A 22,723-nucleotide genomic window follows, 5' to 3' on the forward strand; every position below is an offset into this window, starting at 1 on the left:
CGCCGGCCGTGTTTGTTCTGGGGAGTTGGTCATCGGCTAGAATAACCGCAGAAGCCCCAAAACGTCCAACGGCTCGATCTCAGAGTTTTGTCCACCGACCTTCGCGGTCTGCCCCCTCCAGGTAAGTCATTGCCCTCTGTCAGCACCATCGGCCGCAAGCAGGAATCACCTTCGGGAGAAGGCTGCGCTGGGGCATCTTCCAGCAAAATCATTCTCGGAGACGACGGGCACGACTGTTTTCGCGATGGATTGGCGGAATCACGTGCCGCGTGTCGAGCGATCGCCCGGGCCAGCCGCGAAAATTTTCTGGTGGCGACGTGTTTGTTGCCGCGAGCCTTTCGTCAGCCGTTCTACGATTTGTACGCCTTTTGTCGCACCGCCGACGATCGAGCCGATGAATCCGGGACCCCCGAAAAAGCGTTGGCGGCCCTGAGGGAGTACCGCCAAGCCGTCGCTCAGATGTACTTGGGCGAGGGAGAGGCGGGGCAGAATGAAGGCATCTTCGTGGCGCTCGCCGACACGGTGCATCGGTATTCCATCCCGCGACAATTGCTGGACGATTTGCTGGATGCGTTCACCCAGGATCAAACCACGAACCGCTACGAAGACGAGGAGCAGTTGCTCGACTATTGTCGGCGATCGGCCAATCCGGTCGGGCGGATGATCCTGCGGTTGGCGGACGCGGACTCCGATGAAAACGTTTTGGCATCCGATGAGATCTGCACCGCTTTGCAGTTGGTGAATTTCTGGCAAGACGTTTCGCGAGATCGGTTGCTGGGGCGGGTTTACATTCCCGAAACGATCATGCAGCAGCATGGGTTTGACGGAAGTGAGATTCGTCGCGGTCTGGAACCAGGCCAAACCACACCGGTGGCGATTCGCGAAGCGATCCAGTTTCTCTGCCAGCAAACACGCGCACGATTCCATCGAGGTTTGCCGCTTGTTGACCGCGTGCCAACTTGGCTGAGTGCTGATCTGCGATTGTTCGCCGAAGGAGGCTTGGCAACCATCGCTGCCATTGAATCCATTGAGTTCGACGTTTTGCGGATCCGGCCTGTCGTCCGCCGCTCGACCCAGATGCGGTTGCTCGGACGTGCGGTGTGGCTGCGGTGTTGGTCCGGACGTGCCCGCACGGGAGCATCACGATGACAACCGAATTCAAACAGTTGGTGTCCAGCTACGCTGCCGTGCGACGGATTTCACGTCGATCGGGGAGCAGCTTCTATCGTTCATTTTGGTTGTTGCCGCGGCAGAAACGCGACGCCATGTCGGCTTTGTATGCTTTCGCGCGAGTGACGGATGATTTGGGCGATTGCGACGAGCCGATGGCTTTGCGGCGGAGTTGGCTGCAATGGTGGCGGCAAACCACCGCGATGAATTTGATCGGTCAGGGGAACCAACCGGTTCGATTGGCGGATGGGATGGAGAACCTTTCTCCGAATGCATCGGTGGATTTGGTTCGGCATGCGACCGACATCATGCCAGCGCTTCGTCACGCTGCGAATCGATATGAGATTCCGTCTCGCTATCTCCTGGAAATCGTGGATGGAGTGATGGCGGACCAACAAAAGAACCGGTTCGACACGTTTGAACAGTTGGAACACTACTGTTACTTGGTGGCCTCTGCGGTGGGGATCGCCTGTCTGCACATTTGGGGATTTCGATCGCCTTTGCCGATGCAAGCTGCGGTCGACTGCGGGTTGGCGTTTCAATTGACCAACATTCTGCGAGACGTCAGTGAAGATGCCGCTCGGGGGAGGATCTATCTGCCTCGCCAGCACTACGAGCAGCATGGTTTGGAAGAAGACGACCTGTTGAATCCACGCCGGGATGCGCGGTTGCGTTGTTTGTTGCTGGATGAAACACGTCGCGCGGCAGAGTTGTTTGAATCGGGATGGCGTGTGTGGGATTCCTTGCACGACGATGGCCGTCCTATGTTCAGCATGATGTGGCGAACCTATCGAAAGCTATTGCAGCGAATCATGGATGATCCCGATGCGGTTGTTTCGCGAAGGGTTTCGTTGGGGATGCGAGATAGGATCGGGATCGTGTCCAACCATTTTGTTGGCCCTCTGTATCGACGACTTCCTGTTCCGCCGTTGGAGTTGACGACAGTGGAAGGCCGCCGAGTGTCGACGCACGGCAATGACCCGGCATGACAAAACGTGTTGTTGTCATTGGAGGCGGAATCGCTGGGTTGTCAGCCGTCGAGGCGTTTTCTCGCACGCAGGCGTTTGTGCGTGGCGAGATGCAGGTCGAGTTGTTCGATTCTCGCCACCAAACCGGTGGCCGTGCGGGCTCGTTCGTGGAACCCACCACGGGACAGACGGTGGACTATTGCCAGCACGTTGCGATGGGGTGCTGCACGACTTTGTTGGACCTGCTTCAACGCATGGAGCTGTTGTCGCACTTTCAACGGTACCAGGAACTGACGTTTTATCATCCTCAACACGGGTTCAGTCGTTTTCGTCCGAGTCCTTGGTTGCCACCGCCGTTGCACCTGGCGTCCGCGTTGTCAGCGCTCCAGCATTTGACGGGTAGCAACCGACGGCAGATTCAGTCGGCTTTGTGGCGTCTGATGCGGACCCAGGCGACCGATTTGAGCGACGTCACGGCACTGGAATGGTTGCAAGCCAACGGCCAAAGCGAGGACACACAACAGAAGTTCTGGGATGTGATCTTGGTGAGCGCGCTGGGGGATGTTCCGCAGCGAGTGTCGATGGCTGCTGCCCGGAAGGTGATGATCGACGGATTCGCTGGTGCGAGGCATGCTAGTGACGTTTGGGTGCCCAGGCGTCCGCTGTCTGAAATCTTTGGTGAATCCTTTCGAGAGCCTTTGTCGCGACGCGGAGTTCGATTTGAACTTGGGAACGCCGTCCGTGGGTTGCGCTGGGACGATGCGAGTGCGCGTTGGATCATCGCGCGTTCGAGTGGCGAATCTCGGACCGCGGATCATGTTGTCTTGGCGACACCCTGGCATGTCAGTCGCCGCTGGTTTCCTGACTTGTGGGAGAAGCAAGCTGCGAGGGCTGCTTCGGAAAGAGATGATCTGGAAACGCCGTTTGCATCGTCACCGATCACGGGGATTCATCTCTGGCTGGATCGTTCGCTGACTTCTCTGCCGCATGTGGTGATGGTGGGAACGTTGGCTCAGTGGTTCTTTCAGGAGCCGATCGAGCAGGCCGAGCAATCCTCACGTGCCGAAGGTGTTTATCATCAAGTGGTCATCAGCGGGCGACACGCGGGCAGCGATTGGCCCAAAGAAAAATTGGTCACCGAAGTGGTGCGTGAGTTGTCGCAGGCGTTCCCCGAATCAGGGACACCTGAGATTCGGAAGAGCCGCGTTGTGACGGATCCGCACGCCGTGTTTTGTGTCAGCCCGTTGACTCAGGCATGCCGTCCGGAATCAAAAACGTCGCTTCCTGGGCTGCATTTTGCCGGGGACGCGGTCGCCACTGGATGGCCAGCGACGATGGAGGGGGCCGCCATCAGTGGTCAGATGGCGGCGAACTCCGTGATTGAGTCACTGGGGGAAGCAGGGGGAAATCAGCCCGTCGAAGCCTTCGTTGGACTGAAGCGAGGCTGGCTGGCTCGCCGATTGATTCGGTAACGCGTGGTGTCAGCTGCGAGGTGTCACCGGTCAGAGGACACTTGCCAGCGTTTGCCGGGCACCTACGGTATTGGATCAGAAGAACTTATTTCATGGGAGTGAACCATTTTGGATCAACGGATCCCCGCATCATTGGCCGAGCGTCGACGCTGGGTGGTCGCACCTGAACAGACGGATCACCCGCCGGGTGAGATGGTGCTGTACTGGATGCACAACGCGGTGCGGGGGCATGAGAATCCTGCCTTGGACGCGGCGATGTGGCTGGCGCATGAAAATGGTTTGCCGCTGCTGGTCTATCACGGGCTCTCTGAAAAGTATCCCTACGCGTCGGATCGGCATCATGCGTTCATCATGCAGGGGGCACGCGATGTTCAGCGCGAACTGGAAGCCAAAGGAATCAGCTACGCGTTTCATCTGGAACGGCAAGGTCACCGTGGTCCGCACCTGAGGGATTTGTGCCGCCGGGCGGCCGTGTTGGTCAGTGAGGAAATGCCCGTTGCACCAATTGCATGTTGGGTGGATCGACTGCGCAGTTTGGTGACCACGCCGATCATGTTGGTGGACACGAGCTGTGTCGTGCCTTCCCAGTCGATTGCGACCGTTCCAACGCGCGCCTTTGAGTTTCGCCGTGTCATTCAGGATGCATTGGCCGATCGATTGGAGCGTCCCTATCAAGAGTTGCCCGCCGATGTTCAACCAGCCGAGTTCACCGGGCCGCTTGGGTTTGAACCGATCGATCTGCAGGATGTGCAATTGGCGGATCTGATCAGCCAGTGCAAGATTGATCATTCGGTCGGCCCTGTCGCAGACACTCCCGGTGGAACGCGTGCCGGTTATGCCCGTTGGGAACGATTCCGGGAAACATCGTTGAGCAAGTATGCGGAACGACGGAATTGTGCCGACGAGCCGCTGGGCGTCAGTCGCCTGAGCGGTCACCTGCATTATGGGATGGTCAGCCCATTCCGAATCGCTCGCGAAGCCGCTGCGTTGGGAGCGGAGAAATACGTCGATGAGTTGGTGGTCTGGCGGGAGATGGTGTTTCGATTTTGCCTGGAGCACGTGGAGGACCTCGACACCATGGCGGCGATTCCTGAGTGGGCTCGTGAATCGCTGCTCGAGCACGCCGACGATCCACGGGAAGAAGTCCTGGATTGGGAATCACTCGCACGTGGGAAATCGTCTCAGACGCTTTGGAATTTGGCTCAGCAGAGTTTGTTGCAGCACGGTGAACTGCACAATAATTTGCGGATGACATGGGGCAAAGCTTTCTTGGCGATGACATCGCAACCCTGTCAGGCACTGGCGCAGTGCATTGACCTGAACCATCGGTATGCCATCGATGGCAGAAGCCCGATCAGCTACAGCGGCATCCTGTGGTGCTTTGGCCAGTTTGATCGTCCGTTTGAACCGGAGCAGCCGATTTACGGGACGGTGCGTTCGCGGTCCGTCGATCAGCACGAGTCTCGCCTCGACGTGCCGCAGGTCGCTCAGTGGGTCAATCGCCCCCTCGCTGCGACGCTGCCTCGCGTTGCGATTGTGGGAGCGGGACTGGGAGGCTTGTCCGCAGCACGCACTCTGACGGACCACGGTTTGGAAGTCCACGTGTTTGAGAAATCACGGGGAGTTGGCGGGCGGATGGCGACGCGGCGCAGCGAATCAGGAGGGGGCTTCGATCACGGTGCTCAGTACTTCACCGTTCGCGACGATCGATTCGCGAGGTACGTGCGAAGCTGGATCAGCCAAGGTCTGGTCGCTCCCTGGATGCAGCCGATTGTGGAATTGCAGCCCGGAGGTCAGGTGGGGAAGGAAAAGTGCGGGACGCCTCGCTATGTCGGTGTTCCTGGCATGAACGCAATTGCCAAGCATTTGGCAGCGGACGTCAACGTGCATTTGCAAACCACGGTGGATTCACTCCAGCGGGTGGGAGATCGGTGGCAGTTGAAGTTTGCAGACCCAAGTGGTTTGTCATCAACGGGCTCGGTGAATGACGAGGGGAACAGCGAATTTGATTGCGTGATCGTGAATTGCCCGCCGCAACAAGCGGCCAGGTTGTTGGCGGGGCACTCCGACATGGCAGACATTGCTCAGCAGGTTGAGATGCTGCCTTGTTGGTCCGTGATGGTCCGCGGGGAAGGCTTGCCGGAGCTTGGTTTTTCAGGTGCCTTCATCAACGAGGGGCCGCTGTCCTGGATCGCTCGGAACGATGAAAAGCCGGGGCGGGATGCCGGGGACGGATCTGCCAGTTCGTGGGTCTTGCACGCATCGGCGGATTGGTCGCAACAGCACCTGGAGCAGTCGCCCGAGTGGGTGGGCGCGCAGTTGCTCACCGCCATGGCGGAAGCGACGGGGCAACAATTCACACGGGTGGTGGAGTGCCAAGCTCACCGATGGCGTTATGCCAATCCCGTGTCGCCCCTGGAGACGGATTGCCTCTGGGACGCGACCACAGGGCTGGGAGCATGCGGTGATTGGTGTGGTGGCCCGCGAATCGAAGGCGCCTTCCTCAGTGGGATGGCGATGGCGGGGGCGGTGTTGCGTCAGGCAACAATCGACCGGGCGGCTCCTTCTCCAGGCCAGTTGGAGGGTGCGGCTACGCGGAAGCGAACAGCCGACGCGGTCTAGACGGCGGGGTGGAAGCCGCGGGGCGTTCGACAAACCCAGAGGCCACTGGCTCGCTCTCGATTTGACGCATGGTTTGTTCGAAGACGGCTCGGGCTTCGGCTGAGCAGCTGGCGATCAACTCACGGACTTCGTCCGGATCGGTGACTTCCGAAATCGGTGTGACGCCGGACGATGTTTGGCTGAGCACCAACACCCGGCGACCGCATTTGACCAGCAAGAGTTTGGTGCGAGGGTCGAGCATCACATGCCCGAGTGGGCTGAGAGTGGATGCAGAGAGTGGTTTGGAAACGGCAGAGCCGCCTCCGAATCGACGACTGACCCAAACAAGTCCACAAAACAAAGCCAACACAATGGCGAGGCTCGATCCCACCGTGACCAGTGGAGCGATGTTCTTCGACCGAGAGGATTCGCCATCGGGCGAGAGTTCCAGGCCCGAGGTTTTGCTTTCTGACGGCAGTTGGTAGGCGGATGCGTCTTGGTTGTCCGTCTGCATCGCGAGGGCAGGGAAACCGCGTCCGATGACTTTGGGCGGTTCCGGAGAATCGCTGTGAGCGGGCAGGGGGGCCGCACTGTAGGTGGCTTCTGCGCCGTAGGCGGTGTCTGAGCCGTAGCTTTGATCCGCGGCTGCGATTTCACCCGCACCTAGGCAGGTGATGAGGGCCAATGGGATGACGTTGGCAGGGGAAATGATGCGATTCATCATGATCCTGCTCCGATCAATTCGGTCACACGAACGCAGAAGTTGTCATTCATGACCAATACTTCGCCGCGTGCAATCATGCGGCCGTTGACGTAGATGTCGACGGGGTCACCCGCCAGTTTGTCGAGCGCGACAACACTGCCTGCACGCAGGCGGAGGACTTCTTCGAGACGCATTTGGGTGCGTCCCAGTTCGATTCGGAGGTCCATTTCCACTTCGCCGAGCAAGTCGACATCGTGGGCGGCTTCCCCGAGAGAGTTGGGCGAGAGATCGCCTAAAGCGAACGGTCGAGGGACATCCCGTTGATCGCTCTCTTTGTCGCCTGTGGCGGCTGCGAGAGACTGGGACGCTTCATTGAGCAACGCCTCAATATCATCTGTATTGAGTTGTTCGCTGGATTCCGTTTGATTCTCCGTCTCGCTCACGATCGTCCACTCCGTGTCACTCCTCGATGAGCTGGTATTCGTGAAACCCGACTCCCAGCAGTAAATCTTCGTCCAGAAGATGATTACATGTCGTCAAAATCCGACGCTGCAACAAGCCCAATTGGTTGTCTTGCAGTTCAGGAAGTTCGCTATTTCGGATTTTCATTCGAATCGCGTGCCGGAGACGCCCGTTTTTCGCGGTGAACTCCTTCGTCATCTTTTCGCGGTTTTTCTTTCGAATCAGCCCGTAGAGCCTCAGTTCCACTCGAAAAGAACGTTCCGTTTCGATCGGGCTGAAGGTTTCGCCGAACGTTCCCAGATCGAATTCGATCTCTCGATTTTCGTCGGATTGCTCTTCTTCAGCCTTCTCGGCGCCTTCTTGGACAGACTGGATCAGTTCGGCTTCCGCCAAGGCGCTGACCTGTTCCGCACTGGGGACCAGGAAGAAGAACATTCCGGTTTCCAGGACGACCACCATTCCCACGAACAACACAATCAGACTGGTGTTGCTGCGCGGTTTGGCGGGAGCGTCTTCGAGTTCCGGTTTGTCTTCGTTTTTGTTTTCTTCGGCCATCGGATTATCTTAAGCCTGCGGACCTTGGACTTTGGAGTCGGAATCGGAGGTCCCTTTGGGGTCCTCCACTGTTTCATCGAGCAGGAACACTTCGACACGCGAGTCGTTGCCGAATTTAGTGATCGTTGCGTTCCGGGTGATTGGTTCGGTTGCTTCGGCGGAGGAGACTCGGAATCGATCCGAGGCAATGCCTTGTTTCGACACCAAGTAGCGTTTGACGGTGGCAGCACGCCGGATGGCCAGCATCATGCCTTCATCGGTGCCAATGGTACGAGCGGCAAACTCAGCCGACACGTGTCCACGGACTTCGATGCGTTGTGGCTTCCCACGAAGTTGTTTGGCAGTCTGTTCCAAAATGCGTTGGCTGGCGGGAGTCAGGCGATCGCTGCCCACTTCAAAGAACACGACACTGCCCACCGCGGTCATGTTGCCGGGGCGAATGATGCGAACGTGTTGTTCTTCCCCAACCGGGGCTTTCTCTGGAACGCCCCCTTTGGCGGTGTCCTTTTTCTTCGCTCGTCCCGTTGTGGAGAGAACGGAGAATTCCGATGACCGCGGCTTGGTGTCGCCCGGAGCCAAGGCATCGAGCGTGCGTTTGTAGCCGAACTGCTGCTGCATCGAATCGACGAGTGCCTGGTACGTGTCTTCTTCTTTGATCTCACTGAGTGAGACCAACATGATGAAGAACGTCAGCAACAAACTCATCATGTCGCCGAACGTGACAACCCATTCGGGGATGGCGATTTCATCTGGTTCATCATCCATTACTGCAGGTCCCGTTGTTTGGTTGGCAGGTAGGTTTGCAGCTTCTGATCGATCGCTCGTGGGCTTTCACCCGACTGAATGGCCATGACACCGCGAATGGCGATTTCCATGCTGAGTTGTTCGTTGCGGCTCATCAGGCCCAGCTTTTCAGCAAAGGGACTGAAGAACACGTTGGCGACGATGGCCCCGTACAGTGTTGTGATCAGTGCCACTGCCATCCCGGCTCCAATCCCGGATGGATCGGACATGTCCTGCAGCATCATGATCAGACCCATCAAGGTTCCGATCATCCCGTAGGCGGGAGCGAATCGGCCGAGTTGATCCATGATCGATTTACCTTCGCGGTGACGCATCGCCATTCCCGCGACTTCGGTGCGAAGGACCTCTTCGACGATTTCTGGTGCCGTTCCGTCGACAGCCATTTGGAGGCCGGTCTTCACCAGTGCGTTGTCGATTTCAGCGATCTTGGATTCCAGTGCCAGCAAGCCATCACGGCGAGCGACTTCTGCCAGTTCGACGATCGATTTGATCAAGACCAACCGGTCTTCCCCTTTGTTCAAAATCACTTTCAAGGCGATGACCGGGCTCTTCAGCATCGAGCCCATCGGGAAGCAGATCAATGCGGCTGCGAAGGCACCTCCGATCACCACCAAGCCCGACGGGATGTCGATGAAGGCAGAGAAGGGGGCGTTACCAAGCAGGATCGAAACGAGGATCAAGCCGATCGCGAAGATCAGACCGAGCAGACTGGCGATGTCCATTGGATTGGTTTCTTCGAACTAGGATGTCGTGTGGAGGTTGGAATCCGTTGGTGCTGGACCAAGCGTGGATGGCATCGGCGGCAAGAAGTGCTTGCGTTGTTGGTATTCGATGGATCGATCAACGACCTCGTCCATCGTTTCCTTGACCGGCAAGCGTTCGCCATTGGTCAGCGTTACAAAGGTGTCGCCACGTCGTTCGACGTATCGAATCAACTCAGCGTTGAGGATGAAGGCTTCGCCATCGAGTCGAGTGAGCTTGATCATGTTCGGCGTACCCCGCGGTTTCTGTGGATCATTCGCTTCCGTGACCACTCTGACGATCGAAGGCGATGCTGACGATCGAGACTGGTCTGCTGAAAGGTAGGTCATGTTTGTGGACAAGCGACAACAGGCCAGTGTTTCCTGGGGTGTTTTCGCAACACAACGGCGCAACCGGAACAACCTCTGCCATCGCAACCGCCAGAGCCGGCGGGGCGAGCGGATCAGCTTCCGCAGCCCCTTGGAATCGGAAGCTGTGCGGCTTTTTTGCGGGTTTTCGAGCGGTGCACCTCCCTCGAAACGAAGTTCGGGAGAGATCGAGCGACGCCGTTCAGGCGTCCGCGAGGGGGTGGGGGCTGAATGTCCTTTCAGAGTAGAACATTTGTCCCCAAATGTTTGCGAGATGGTTTGGTTTCGTCGAGCAGTGTGACGCGAACGTTTGAAAGTGGACTTGGGTGCGATGAGGCTTGGCAGTGGAAGGCTGCCCGACGGAACCGTTGAGGACAACTGTTCTACTCGGATGCTCGACCTCGTCTCGAGGGAGGCAAAAGAAAACGCCGCGAAAGCAAGCTTTCGCGGCGTTGATGATGGTTGGCAGTGGCCGGCAACTCAGCGAGTCCCTCGGTCCCTCCTGTCAGGCACTGGTGGTGGCTGGCATGGGTTCGATTTGATAGGCGCGGTTGGTGAAGAGAAACTCAATGATGTTGCCTTCGTGCGGCTGCAACCAATTCAAGCGATTGGTTGGTAGCGGACCGATGTTCAATCGGTCGATGTCCACGCAACGCGAAGCGTCCTGGATGAACTTTTGATCGGACGTGATCACAGTTCCGATCAACGAGGTGCCAATGCGAGACAGCATTTGGTCTTGAGGGCATTCCACGACGCTGACGAACGGGAACATGTATTCCTTCGACGCGACGCCGCGGTCAGGTGAATCGGCGTGCAGCACCATCGGACGCAGGTAAGCGCAGTGGTCGCGTTCGATCAGCTTCTCACCGTATTCAGCGGTCATGTCTGTCACGCCGCTTTCCGCCAAGTCCTGCTGAACCATCGCGTAGGTTCCCGTGGCCATGGCAGGCACGGTGAAGGCTGCCAGTTGGGCCTCGGGATCGCTTGGCGGACGGACGTCGACAGGACCGATGCGTTTGGCGATCGCCGCTGCGATTTCGCGGGTGTGTCGGCTGGCCCAAATCCCAGAACAGTTGATGCAGCTCCGGCCGGAATTGCTCAGCACGCTTTCCACCATCACGTCCAGGAACATTTCCCAGTCGTCCACGATGTCATCGCCAAGCAAAATCTTGGAGAAGCCAGGTCCGTGCGGCTGCACCTTTGGGTTGCCCGCATGCTGAGCGATCGTTTGAGCGCTGCCGAAGATCATGCTCCGGGAGGTCTTGGCCATGATGGCTCCGCCCGCGTCATGCCCACCGGGGTACAAACCAAAGGCCGCGGCAGGGACGCCGGCTTCGATGAAGGCCGAGACCATCCGGTAGGGAGTCCAAGGTTCTTGCGAGCCCGGTTTGAGCGCCAATCCGATTTGCAATGGAATCGCGGGCAGCCACAGTGTGTGAACACCAGGAGAATTGTTCGGAAGGATGGCTCCGAGGATCGGTGTTTGAGCTTGGTAGCTGACCGTCACGCCGCGACCTTCTTCGCCGTAGCCCTTGGACAGGATCGAGAGATCCAAACCGCGAGTCAGGCAATCCAGGATCTGTTCCATGTTGCTGAGCACGAAACTGTTCTTGGTCATGTTCGACCGGCACATGTGTTCGGGCAAACCCGTGCTGGCCGATTGTTGATGGATGAAGTCATCCACCGTTTGCTGCGAGTCACCCACCGGCAACGTCTCGTTCCCGAACAATTCGGCTGCCTTGCAACACATCTTCAACAGTTCGCTGGTGGGAACCTCCAACAAGGCTTCCCGCGCTTTGTGGGCCACGCGCAAGTCGCGACCGACAATGCCTCCGCCGACCGTTCCGATGCGTGCGATGGGTTCGCCGGTGTCGAAATGAACAACGTCATTGAAATCGATGGACTCGTATTGTTTGCCCCAACGAAGAGGATTCAGTGTGATCATGAGAGTCGAAATGAAAGCGGAGGTTGAGCGAGGGGAGGGTGGATGAGCCGGTCAACAGCGTCCATCAATAGACGCCGACCGTGGTGGCGCCCGCCAATTCGTGGAAGGGACGCACGCCACTGACCCCATCCCAGGGATAGGTTTCAAAGGGCTGCTCACGTTCGCCTTCGTCGCGTTCCATGAATCCAGGCACAAAGAATTCATCCGTCAGCGTGTACAGCTTCACGCGACCGGTTTCACCGTAGCCCACTTTGGCGTTGTAGTCGTCGAACTGCACCACTTCCGTGACCGCTCGTGGCTGGGGGGCGTAGTAGCTGATCTTGTACCCGTCAGCGGCGCTGACGGGTTTGCTGCAGGCGAGTCCCATCAACGTGTTCCCGTAAGTGGGAGTCATGAAGACACCGCCTTCCTCCGGCGGTCCACCCAGCATTTCCTCGACGGCAAAGCGGGTCCACTGAGGTGTGAACTCAGTGCCACCTGAGAAGATTCCTTTGATGCCAACCTCTGCCAGGGACGTGCCCTTTTCTTCCAAGCCCTCGCTCAGAGATTCGAGCAGCTTGGGGGTGGCAAACATGCACTTCACATCGTGACCCGCGGTCAAAATGGTGATGGCTTGATCGATGCAGTGCTTCTTGTACTCTTCGAGATGCTCCATCCAGCCTTTCTTGATCAACTTGACGACCCAGCGAGGATCCAAGTCGATGCAGAAGCAGATGCCACCGCGGTGCTGAGCGAGGTGCTCGACCGCCAAACGCAAACGTCGAGGGCCGCTCGGGCCGAGCATCAACCAGTTGGATCCCTGGGGGAAGTACTCGTCGGGCAGCGTGTCGCTGAACAGTTCGTAATCTTTCCAGTGATCTTCGATCACCATTCGGCTCTTGGGGATCCCCGTTGTTCCGCCGGTTTCAAAGACATACACAGGTTTGCCAGCGTGACCTTGGGGGACCCAGCGATTGATTGGGCCGCCACGCAACCATTCATCTTCGAAGTGAGGGAACTTCTTGAGGTCATCAAAGGACTTCACATCGGTGAGCGGGTCGAAGTTGAGCTCCGCCTTTTTCTCCAACCAGAACGGGGATCCCGTTTCATCGCTGAAGTGCCAATGAACGGTTTTCAGCGTGTGTTCATTGAGCTGATCGAGTGCCTTTGCCGCAGCGGCTTGGACTTCGGGATTGATTGGAGCGGGAGCACCTTCAACAAGACTCATGGGGTCCTCTGGTGGGAATGGGGCGAGAGGAGGGGGAAGGGAAGGTCTGGATGTCTGGCATTATGCCAGAAAGGGAAGCCGCCGACGATTGGCGCATGAAAAAAGGCCGCGGGTTGAGACGGTCCCGCGACCTTTTGTGTCTGTCTGAATCAAAGAATTTGATCAGGGAGCAACTGGGCTAGCTGGTTGTGGTGGGAAGACGCTGTCGTCGTCGTCATCCAGCGAAGCTGCGATGATGCCCAAGCCAGCCAACGAGGCGATTCCGCCCAGTCCGCCGCCGAAGCCACCGCCTCCGCCGCCACCTGAAAATCCGCCGCCGCCACCGCCGGAGAATCCGCCACCGCCGACAGGGTTACCGAAAGAGTCCACTGGATTGCCGAAGGCATCCACAGCGGTTCCGAAACCGTCTTCCACAATCATGCCATCGTCGATGATGGTTTCTTCGACGACGATCGATTCTGTGATCACAACTTCATTGCAAGCTTGAATGGCCATTGGCAAGGGAGCGACTTGCATCGCGAATTGTGGGCAGCAGCAGTTGTTGTGCTTGCGATGTCCAAATCCAACAAAGGTTTCGTTGTTGGCGTTGACCAAAGCGGTTTCGGTGTTGGCAGTCGCTTCGTCGACCAGTTCAAAACCAGCCATTCCCAATCCGGACAATCCAATTGCCAAGATCGAGTATTCACCAGGTTCGACGCCTGCGAATTCGAACGATCCATCGCGATTGCTGACAACACGGTCAACCGTTTCGCCATCGTGGATCAAGAAAATGTTCAAGAGTCCAGCATCGCTCAGGGTGCGGCCTTCGGCACCAGCCATGTGGATGCGGCCTTTCATGCCACCGTTGGATTGAGCGACACGGAACAGGTTCTCGCCAACCACTTGGCTCGAGATCCCCTTCAGGTCCGCGTTGGCAATCGAAGTCAGGCTGTCTTTGCCAGCAGGTGGCAAGTAGCGGATGATCGACGATTTGATGATCGAGTAGTCGATGCCAGCCGCTGCGATTTCGGCGGTCTTGGGATACATGTCCGAAGAAGCCATGTCGTCGCTGACAACGTGCATGGCACAGCATGCGAAGATGCCATCCGCACGAGCCGAAAGAGCGTAAACGCCAGGGTTCACACCACTGAAGGTGAAGTCGCCTTCGGCGTTGCTCTGCGAACGCAAGGTCTTGCCCGATGCGTCGGTCATGACGATGGTCGCGTCGGCAATCGTTTCGGACGATCCGTCTGCTGAAGGCAGAATCAAACGACCCGAAAGTTCACCCGCAACTTCGGGATTCACCCATTGGGGAACCGTCAGGTGGTCATTCAATTTGATGTTCGAATCTTGGGCGACAGCGATGGTCATCGTCATCGCAAGCATGCCAGCAAGGGCAGCAAAGCGTTTCATGGTGTGTCTCTGGTTAGGGTGTCTCAATTGCCTAAATACATTCAAAATCCAAGTCGAGATGGATTCTCTGCTCAGATGCCCAACAGTTTTGTCCGAATCGCACCGAAAGTCACGGCAAAATCACCGAGAAAAATGAAATAGTGGGAGATTGGGTAAGTTGTGCGAGCGAAGTGTAGGCAGGATGAGGGGCTGGGACAAGATTCGTTGTGTGAATGATGGGTGAATTGCCCTCAGATCAGCCCTTGCAGCGATTTTGTGGCAGATCGGACACATCGCGTTCAGGAGAAAGTTTTCTGCTGCGGGACTGGTGTTGAATGACGGACGGGTTTTTGGGGTTCAAGATTCCTGGTTCCCAGGATTCCTTGTTCCCAGGCTCCGCCTGGGAACACACTGTCTTGGAGGCTCCGCCTCCCGATTCTGTTTCAGCAGGCGGAGCCTGCCGTGCATGGCGTTCCCAGGCAGAGCCTGGGAACGAGAAAAAGACGCCTCACGGCTCAGGCGGGCATCGTCACGGCGACGCAGACTTCGCAGCGGTTGCGAGCCAATTGGCGGACTTCCAATCGCTCGACTCCCCAGGTGCGAATGAAATTGCACCAGCGTTCCACGTGGGCCGCGTTTTCGTATTCGCCGAGCTTCATGGTGATCAGCAAACCTCGGAAACTCGTTTCCCGACTGTCCACCATGTTGCGGACGGTGCTGAGTGTGGCATCCGGTTTGACCGTCGAGTCGACCAGCAACCACTTGGCGCCGCGAAAAACTCGTCGTGGCAGGTCACCCGCCCGAGCGGGGTAGTGGATGAAGCGGGGATGGTCGGCGATCCGCGGGTCCATTTCCGCTGGGTCGACGCCGATGACCTGCATTCCCAGTTCCAGCAATCGGCCGCAGGCTCCGCCGGGAGCACTTCCAACTTCCACGGCCAAGTCACCGGGACGCATGTCGAAGCCACTCCAAGCGATTGATTCCGCCGCTTTGAAATAGGCTCGGGAAATCGGTTCGTAGGCCGGTTCAATGGGTTGGACACCGCCCGGCCAACGTGTTGGCAGCGTGGTGGATTCGTGAGTTCCAAAGAACCACTGAGAGGGATCGACCAGCACCACATCCAGGATGCGTTGGCCGTTCTCGGCGATTTGGTTTGGGCGAGCGCACAACAATCCAGGCCCTTCCGAGGCCGACGCGTCGTGCAGAGCCGACCAGATCTCGTCGGCAACCGCCGCCGAAACTTCATCGATGCCGGGTTCAAAATCGAACCGGCCAATCGCGGTGCGGTCTCGCGGCCAAACATGCAATTGGTCAAACGGCACCTTTTCGGAGGCGATGGCTTGTTGCAGTTTCTCGATCATCACGGATGAATGATCGCTCTTGGCCGACCCCAGTGATCGAGACGCGGTCCGAATGAAGACGCCGGTGGGTGGTTGCCGTTTTTGATCGTGTTTGGCGGTGACAAAGCCCGGACGCGAAAACGCCAGACGCCATCCTTCGCTGGCAATCTGTTCTTTGACCAAAGTCTCGGCGCCGTGGGCGCAGCACATCATTGCAAACGAGCTTTGTGTGTTGGAATCGATGGTCAAGGGGAATCCGGAACTGAGGAGGTGGGTTGAGTGGTGTCGGTGTCGGAGGAGACGTGGTTGTCAACAGACGCGGGGGGCGTCGCTTGTGAGAGCGAATGGTTTTCAAGGTGAGCGAGCACGAGTGCCAAGTCCGCCGGCGTGATCCCGCTGATCCGTTTGGCTTGTCCCAAGTTCAACGGGCGAATTTTCGTGAGCTTTTCCTTCGCTTCGTTGCGAAGCGGTCCAATTCGATCGTAGTCAAACGAAACGGGGATCGCTTTTTCAGCGTGCCGCGATTGCTTGTGAACTTCCGCTTGTTGGCGATCGATGTAGCCGGCGTACTTGATATCGATGGCGCACTGTTCAGCGGCTCCTTTTCCAATGCTCGCCAGTTCAGGGACTTGTTCCGCGATCACGTCCCAGGTCACCTCGGGGCGACGCAGGTAGACGTCGCCGCGAACGGTTGGGCCGGTTTCAGGTTGGATCTTGGATTGTTGCAGCAGCTTGGTCCCGCGTTCGATTTCGGCCAGTTTTTGATGGAATCGTTCGCGCCGAGCGGCGTCGATCAGCCCCAGTTCATCGGCTTGAGGCGTCAGCCGGCGGTCGGCGTTGTCCTGTCGCAGCAGCAACCGATATTCAGCGCGGCTGGTGAACATTCGGTAGGGCTCATCGGTGCCGCTGGTCACCAAGTCATCGACCAGCACGCCGATGTAAGCGTCTTGTCGGGAGGGCACCCAAGGCGTTTGGGAAGCGGCGGTCCGGGCGGCGTTCAAGCCCGCGATCAGGCCTTGTCCGGCGGCTTCTTCATATCCTGTTGTGCCGTTGATTTGCCCGGCAAAGAACAGCCCCGCGACCGCTTTGGATTCCAGGTGCGGCCACAGCTGAGTGGGCGGGCAGTAGTCGTATTCGACGGCGTACCCGTAACGCATGATCGCGGCGTTTTCCAAGCCCGGGATGCAGCGGAACATCGCGTCTTGAACGTCACGCGGCAGGCTGGTCGAGATGCCGTTGACGTACACCTCGCACGTTTGCCGGCCTTCGGGTTCGAGGAACAGCTGGTGGCTGGATTTGTCAGCAAAGCGGACGACTTTGTCTTCGATCGACGGGCAATAGCGAGGGCCGCGTGAGTCGATTTGGCCGCTGTACATCGGGGCTCGATCCAAGTTCGCTCGGATCAGATCATGCACCCGTTCGTTGGTGTGCGCGATGTGGCACGCCATCTGAGGTGAGCGGATCGCATCGTTGAGATAGCTGAATGGCTGCGGGTCATCGTCACCGGGTTGCTCTTCCAATCCCGAGTAGTCAATCGTGCGAGCGTTGAGTCGCGGCGGCGTGCCGGTTTTGAACCGATCCAGCGTGAACCCCATTCGATGCAGCGCGCCGCTGAGTCCGGCGGTGGTTCCTTCGCCCGCGCGACCTCCGGCGGATTGCGATTTCCCGGTGTGCATGATCGCTTGCAAGAACGTCCCGGTCGTCAGAATCACCGTGGGGGCGTGATAAACCGCGTCCCCCCGGACTCGCACGCCGATGACCCGCTGGGTTGCCAAGCGGTCTTGCCCCGCGGGGATCGGTTCGGTGATCAAGTCCTCGACGGTCTCTTGCCGCAGGTCGAGATTGGGTTGGGTCTCGATCCGATACTTGATGAAATTCTGGTAGGCCTTTTTGTCCGCTTGAGCGCGGGGGCTGTGCATCGCCGGGCCTTTGCGGCGATTGAGCATCCGGAATTGGATCCCCGTGGCGTCGATCGCTTCGCCCATCAAGCCACCCAGAGCGTCGACTTCGCGAACGATTTGTCCCTTTGCGACGCCGCCGATGGCTGGGTTGCAGGACATTTGCCCGACCGTGTCCAGGTTCGTCGTCAGGAGTGCGGTTTTAGCGCCCAGGCGAGCTGCAGCAGCAGCGGCTTCGGTTCCCGCGTGACCGGCTCCGATGACGACGACATCGTAGTCATAGCGATTTTGAGGATTGTTCGTGGTCAATGGTTGAAGTCCACAGTCGGGAAACGCCGATGTTCGAAACACGGATTGTCTATGCGCGGTGGCGCTCGAAATTCACGCCCAACCAGATTTTGACCAAACCATGCGATTTGACCAGCACCAAAGTCGTTTGATCCGTCGCTCAGCCGCGTTTCGGCGTGCTTTGCTAGCGGCAGCCGCCGTGGCAGGATTGGCCGGTGGCGCGGTGACGGATTCGCGGGCCACGTCGGCTCAGGAAGTGGTCGATGTGATCATGAATTCGGATTCGTTCCAAATTCCATTCAACATTGCGACCGCAGGGACGGCACCCGCCGAAGTGCAATTGTACGTGGCGGTTCCCGCAAACCAACCCAATCCGGCGGATCTGTCAGAAACATCTCCGGGGAACTCGTCCGAATTTCGTTCGGTGCCGTCCCCGCAAGCCAATCCGTACGCCGAAGTGGGCTCGCGGAGCCTTCCCGGTGGAGCGCCCGGCCAGTGGAAGCTGCTCGATCGCCAGCCACCGGACGCTCGCCAGTTTGATATTCGCAAATCCGGCGAAGGGACGTTCTGGTTTGCCACTCGAACGCTGGATGTCAACGGACGCCCGTACCCACCGGGGCCGATCGTTCCCGAATTGAAGGTGGTGGTGGACACCCAAGGCCCCCAGGTTGATCTGCAGGCCGATGCGGATGCGGATGGACGAGTTGTCGCCAAGTTTTCGATCCAAGATGCCACCGAAGTCCGCCAACTGACGGTTCACTACGTGACCGACACGACTCGCCGCTGGCAGCTGGCGACGTTGGAGCGAGAGGGAAACACCGGCCGGTTGCAGCTGCATCCCGAGGATGATTGGAAGCAATTGTCCCTGCGGCTCCGGGCGCTTGACCAAGCGGGCAACGAAACCATCGTCAGCGAACTGGTCCAGAAACCACGGGTCGCATCGAAAGCCACCACACGATTTGCATCCGGCCCCAACGGCTATGGTCCCTCGTTTGGGCAGGGGATTTTCCAAGGGTTTGGAGATTTGCCGGGCGGGGCGTCCAATTCCACCAGCGGTCCTGCCGCGCTGGATGGGCCCGAGATGCTGCCCTTGCCTTCGGGAATGATGCCAGAACCTGTTTCGCCCGTGACTCCTGGCGGCGGAAGTCAGACTTCTGAACCTTCGGGCCTGCTTCCGATGGGGGCGATGGGAGGTGTGGAAGACATTCGCACTCCTGATGCAGAAGACTTGCCCGCACCAACGCGTCCTCAAACGCCTGCTGAAGCGATGCGCCCGCTCGATGCACCCGCTCCTCAGGGGCAGACGCCTTCGCCTGTTTCCGAAACACCGCTGCTGCCCAGCCCTCAGGTGCCCAGCCCTCAGGTGCCCAATCAGCAAGTGCCCAATCAACAAGTGCCCAATCAACAAGTGCCAGCCGCTCAGGTTCCGGCACAAGGATCCCCCAGTGGTTCCTCCGCCTCGGAACCCGAGACGCCATTCCACGCGGGACCCGCGCTGCCGGAGTCGATTGCCGCGCCGGCAGGTCTCAACACCAACGCACCGTCTCAGCTGAACGCTCCGGAACCGAATCCGCCGGTGGATGGGATTCAGCGTTCCAAAGAACCGGTTCCGTCGCCTTGGTCGCCCATCACCGGTGATCGCAAAAGTCGTGATCCGTTGTCGGCCGGCAGCGCATCCGGCAATCCATCTGCTGGACGCTCGGCTGAGGCTCCTTCTGAAATGCGGTATGAGTCGCAGCGAGCCAGTTCCGCGACGATGGAGCGAACCACGTTGGATCCCCGTGAAACATTGGACCTGAAACGGTTGGCGGAACGGTCCGTGATTCGGCACAGCGACAGCAATCGATTCAGCTTGGATTTTGAAATCGAAGCGATTGGCGGCCGCGGCGTCGAAGCGATTGAGTTGTATGGGACCACCGATGGCGGCCTGAATTGGAAACGCTGGGGCACTGATCCCGACAAAGCCAGCCCGTTTGACATCGAAACCAACGGCGAAGGCATCTTCGGATTCCAAATCGTGGTCGTCGCCGCCAATGGCTTGACCAGCCCCCGACCGCTCAGCGGTGACGCACCCGACATTGTGGTGGTGGTCGACCAGACTGAACCCGAGGTCAGCATCACCGGGGCTCGTTACGGGGAAGCCGATCGTGCCGGATCGTTGGTGATCGCATACCGATGCCAAGATCAATATTTGATGTCGCGTCCGATCACACTTTCCTTTAGTGATACACCTGAAGGACCATGGACCACCATCGCCGCTGGGTTGCGAAACCTGGGTGACTACGTGTGGCCTGCGGACCCTCAATTACCACGTCAGATCTATTTGCGAATCGATGCCACGGACCAAGCTGGCAATGTCGGCAGTTACGTGCTCGATCAACCGGTGGACACTCGTGGGTTGGCCCCGCGAGCTCGCATTCGTGCGTTCCGATCCATCTCCAGTCGATAGTGGTGTCTCGCGTCTGTCGCGTGGTTCACGAATCCTGCTTTTCAACTGATCTTGATTATGTCACTTGAGCCATCTTCTCCCATGCGGATTCTGCTCGGCCAACCTGGTGATCTTTCTGATTGCATTTTGACATTGCCCGTCGCGTGTTCACTGAAAGAGCATTTCCCGGAATCGCATGTCACGATCGCGGTCGGAGTGGAGCAAGCTGACTTCTTGGAGCAGCATTCTGCGATTGACGACGTCATTGAATTGCCAACCCGATGGAACCGGTCTCCACGTGGCATCCGCAGCGTCAAGCAGACGCTGGATTCGCAGACCTACGAGGTGGCCATCGATTGTGATGATTCCTTTGTTTCTGCCTTGGTTTGTCAGTTGTCGGGCGCCAATCGCCGAATTGGTTGGGACACGATGCCACGTTTCGCACCCCGACGCCGCTTGCTCAACGAGTTGGTGACACCGGTGTTTCACCATGTGGTGGACCGTCGGTTGGAGTTGTTGACGCCGCTCGCCGTGGATCGACCACAAGCCCGGTTTGATTGGCCGGTCGATTCGTCTGATCACCGTTGGGCGATGCGATACCGACATCGTTGGGCTGGGCAAGACTTGGCAATGATGGACACCGGGCGGGTTTCCACGTCGGTCGGATGGATGTTTGATCGCTACGCTGCGACCGCACGCTATTTGGCGGACCGGTTTCAAATGCATACCATCGTGACCTGGCGAACGTTCGAGGAACGATTGAAGGCGGAGCAGATTGTGGCTTGTGCCGGGGCCGCCGCTTCGCTGGCACCTGACATGACGCTATCATTGGCCGCCGCACTCAGCCCATTGACTCGGGTTGTGATTGCGGAAGACACTTCGATCTTGCACGCATCGGTCGCGGCTGGTGCCAATGTGGTGGGTTTGTATGGTCCACTGGAAGGAACCGGATCGCCTTCCGCTCGCGGACCGTACCAGCAACACGCCTTGGCAATGGAAAACAAAGCCCGCGGCGGATCGCCCAATCGAGAAGCCATTAACCGGGTCGGCGTCGAACACGTCTGCCAATGGATTGATCAACTTCAGGCTCCCGCGTTTGCGGAGGCAGCCTAACTCCAATCGCTCTTGTCCTCCCTGTTATGACCGACCGCGTTGGCATCGTTCCCTTTGGCAATGCGGCCGAGAGCTACCACCGAATGCTGCCCGCATTCCCAGGGACGCTTGGCCAATCTGCTGTGCCTGGTGAATCACGGGATGAACCGCTAGGCCAAGTTCATTTCAGTCACGATTTGGAGGACGCGGATTGGTTGGTGGTCGCTCATCTGACCGCCGAGGTGCTCCAAACAACGATTCCACGGTCGCGGCGTATTTTGGTGACCGGCGAGCCTTCTCCTGCGGTCGACATCGGTGCCCGCAATGCCAACCAGTTTGGGATTTTGATCTCGCCCTACAACATCCCGGGTTACACGGGGACTTGGGTTCCCAGTCATGGTGGATTGCCATGGTTCTTCGGGCGACAAACCGAATCGCTTCGCCGACTGGAAGATCTCGAAGCCTTGCCCGTGCCTGAGAAGTCGCCGACGATCTCCGCAGTCATCTCCACCAAGGTATTGCACGAAGGCCACCGGCAACGTTTGCGGTTCGTCCATCGGTTGCAAGAAGCGATCGGTGACCGGTTGCACCTGTATGGTCGCGGAATTCGTGAAGTGAACGACAAAGCCGACGCGATCTTGCCGCATGCGTATCACCTGTCGCTCGAAAATGTCTGCGAGCCGAATTACTGGAGCGAGAAGATCAGCGATGCGTTCTTGGGATACTCCCTGCCGTTGTATGCGGGTTGCACCAACATTGAAAACTGGTTCGAGCCTGACAGTTACGTGACGCTCCATCTCGATGACATTGATGGCTCGGTCAAGCAAGTCCAGCAGATCCTCGATAGCGATCTTTACTCGCAGCGTTTGCCCGCGATTCGCCGAAGTCGGGAACGAGTCCTGCATCACGAAACGCTGTTTCATCTGCTCGCCCGAACGATCGTTGTTAATCCAAGCGACGACCCACGCCTGGCCACGGCAGAAACGATCCACACCAAGCCGGAACGAACGGTCTGGCAAAAGGTCCGCAAAGAGTTCAAACGCACCTACCACCGACTCACGTTTCGACCGTGACGAAGGGGCCCTGTCGCCGGATCCGCCAGGGGCGAAATTGCAGGCATGACTCCGGAGGAGTCCACGTTGGTAGCTCGGGGTGGAAACCCCGAGACCGTTGGTGGAGATCCCAATGTCGCCCCGGACGGGGCCGTCGTGGATAGGGAGGCGTGAAGTGGTTGGGCGATTTCGGTTTCCCTTTCGACCGTGGCTTTGAAATCGGCGACGGCGCGAACCGGTTTAGGCGATGCTCAGTGA

At 58.3% G+C, this 22,723-nt stretch carries 18 protein-coding genes; 7 read left to right on the plus strand and 11 right to left on the minus strand.

Features of this window, described 5'->3' with window-relative positions:
- Positions 1–249: 249 nt before the first annotated feature.
- From hpnC to PSR62_RS05120, 4 genes are all read left to right on the plus strand, one after another.
- Positions 250–1,149, plus strand: coding sequence for a squalene synthase HpnC (gene hpnC, locus PSR62_RS05105; protein ID WP_443217399.1), 900 nt, complete (start codon positions 250–252; stop codon positions 1,147–1,149).
- Positions 1,146–2,159, plus strand: coding sequence for a phytoene/squalene synthase family protein (locus PSR62_RS05110; RefSeq protein ID WP_274406735.1), 1,014 nt, complete (start codon positions 1,146–1,148; stop codon positions 2,157–2,159). Before hpnC ends, PSR62_RS05110 begins: the two co-directional genes overlap by 4 nt.
- Positions 2,156–3,610, plus strand: coding sequence for a hydroxysqualene dehydroxylase HpnE (gene hpnE / locus PSR62_RS05115; protein WP_274406736.1), 1,455 nt, complete (start codon positions 2,156–2,158; stop codon positions 3,608–3,610). Before PSR62_RS05110 ends, hpnE begins: the two co-directional genes overlap by 4 nt.
- Before the next feature lie 108 nt (positions 3,611–3,718).
- On the plus strand, positions 3,719–6,232 hold the full coding sequence (locus PSR62_RS05120) for an FAD-dependent oxidoreductase (RefSeq protein WP_274406737.1): 2,514 nt from the start codon (positions 3,719–3,721) through the stop codon (positions 6,230–6,232).
- Here the strand turns inward: PSR62_RS05120 and fliO are convergent.
- The 11 genes from fliO to mnmG form a co-directional block, all read right to left on the minus strand.
- Positions 6,201–6,935: a flagellar biosynthetic protein FliO gene (fliO, locus tag PSR62_RS05125; protein ID WP_274406738.1), complete on the minus strand. Its 735-nt coding sequence runs from the start codon at positions 6,933–6,935 to the stop codon at positions 6,201–6,203. The two genes, PSR62_RS05120 and fliO, sit on opposite strands and share 32 nt — an antisense overlap.
- The gene (gene fliN / locus PSR62_RS05130) at positions 6,932–7,357 is read right to left on the minus strand and encodes a flagellar motor switch protein FliN (RefSeq protein WP_274406739.1); all 426 of its coding nucleotides are present in this window, start codon (positions 7,355–7,357) and stop codon (positions 6,932–6,934) included. Before fliN ends, fliO begins: the two co-directional genes overlap by 4 nt.
- A gap of 16 nt (positions 7,358–7,373) precedes the next feature.
- A complete protein-coding gene (locus tag PSR62_RS05135; protein WP_274406740.1) occupies positions 7,374–7,931 on the minus strand; it encodes a dihydrolipoamide acetyltransferase in 558 nt (185 codons plus the stop codon).
- A 9-nt stretch (positions 7,932–7,940) separates the two neighbouring features.
- The gene (locus PSR62_RS05140; RefSeq protein ID WP_274406741.1) at positions 7,941–8,696 is read right to left on the minus strand and encodes an OmpA/MotB family protein; all 756 of its coding nucleotides are present in this window, start codon (positions 8,694–8,696) and stop codon (positions 7,941–7,943) included.
- Complete coding sequence (locus tag PSR62_RS05145; RefSeq protein ID WP_274406742.1) at positions 8,696–9,457, minus strand: motility protein A; 762 nt, start codon at positions 9,455–9,457, stop codon at positions 8,696–8,698. The genes PSR62_RS05140 and PSR62_RS05145 overlap by 1 nt, the downstream gene beginning before the upstream one ends.
- Positions 9,458–9,475: 18 nt before the next feature.
- Positions 9,476–9,721, minus strand: a complete 246-nt coding sequence (locus PSR62_RS05150) for a flagellar FlbD family protein (RefSeq protein WP_274406743.1) — start codon at positions 9,719–9,721, stop codon at positions 9,476–9,478.
- A 628-nt stretch (positions 9,722–10,349) separates the two neighbouring features.
- Positions 10,350–11,789 (minus strand): aldehyde dehydrogenase family protein, encoded by a 1,440-nt coding sequence (locus tag PSR62_RS05155; RefSeq protein WP_274406744.1) that lies wholly within the window; start codon positions 11,787–11,789, stop codon positions 10,350–10,352.
- A 64-nt stretch (positions 11,790–11,853) separates the two neighbouring features.
- Positions 11,854–12,996 carry a hypothetical protein gene (locus tag PSR62_RS05160; RefSeq protein WP_274406745.1) on the minus strand — a complete coding sequence of 381 codons (1,143 nt, stop codon included), beginning with the start codon at positions 12,994–12,996 and terminating at the stop codon, positions 11,854–11,856.
- A 162-nt stretch (positions 12,997–13,158) separates the two neighbouring features.
- Positions 13,159–14,388, minus strand: a complete 1,230-nt coding sequence (locus PSR62_RS05165; protein WP_274406746.1) for a carboxypeptidase-like regulatory domain-containing protein — start codon at positions 14,386–14,388, stop codon at positions 13,159–13,161.
- A 494-nt stretch (positions 14,389–14,882) separates the two neighbouring features.
- The gene (locus PSR62_RS05170) at positions 14,883–15,920 is read right to left on the minus strand and encodes an SAM-dependent methyltransferase (protein WP_338020171.1); all 1,038 of its coding nucleotides are present in this window, start codon (positions 15,918–15,920) and stop codon (positions 14,883–14,885) included.
- 32 nt (positions 15,921–15,952) lie between these two features.
- A complete protein-coding gene (mnmG, locus tag PSR62_RS05175) occupies positions 15,953–17,956 on the minus strand; it encodes a tRNA uridine-5-carboxymethylaminomethyl(34) synthesis enzyme MnmG (RefSeq protein WP_338020137.1) in 2,004 nt (667 codons plus the stop codon).
- Between the two features lie 58 nt (positions 17,957–18,014).
- Between mnmG and PSR62_RS05180 the strand changes: the two genes are divergently transcribed.
- The 3 genes from PSR62_RS05180 to PSR62_RS05190 are packed head-to-tail and all read left to right on the plus strand — an operon-like array spanning position 18,015 to position 22,486.
- On the plus strand, positions 18,015–20,342 hold the full coding sequence (locus tag PSR62_RS05180) for a hypothetical protein (RefSeq protein ID WP_274406749.1): 2,328 nt from the start codon (positions 18,015–18,017) through the stop codon (positions 20,340–20,342).
- A 57-nt stretch (positions 20,343–20,399) separates the two neighbouring features.
- Positions 20,400–21,434: a glycosyltransferase family 9 protein gene (locus tag PSR62_RS05185; RefSeq protein WP_274406750.1), complete on the plus strand. Its 1,035-nt coding sequence runs from the start codon at positions 20,400–20,402 to the stop codon at positions 21,432–21,434.
- A gap of 26 nt (positions 21,435–21,460) precedes the next feature.
- Entirely contained in the window at positions 21,461–22,486 is a 1,026-nt protein-coding gene (locus tag PSR62_RS05190) for a glycosyltransferase family 10 domain-containing protein (protein WP_274406751.1), read from the plus strand.
- The last annotated feature ends 237 nt before the right edge of the window (positions 22,487–22,723 follow it).

This window comes from Rhodopirellula sp. P2 (assembly GCF_028768465.1).
GTDB lineage: Bacteria > Planctomycetota > Planctomycetia > Pirellulales > Pirellulaceae > Rhodopirellula.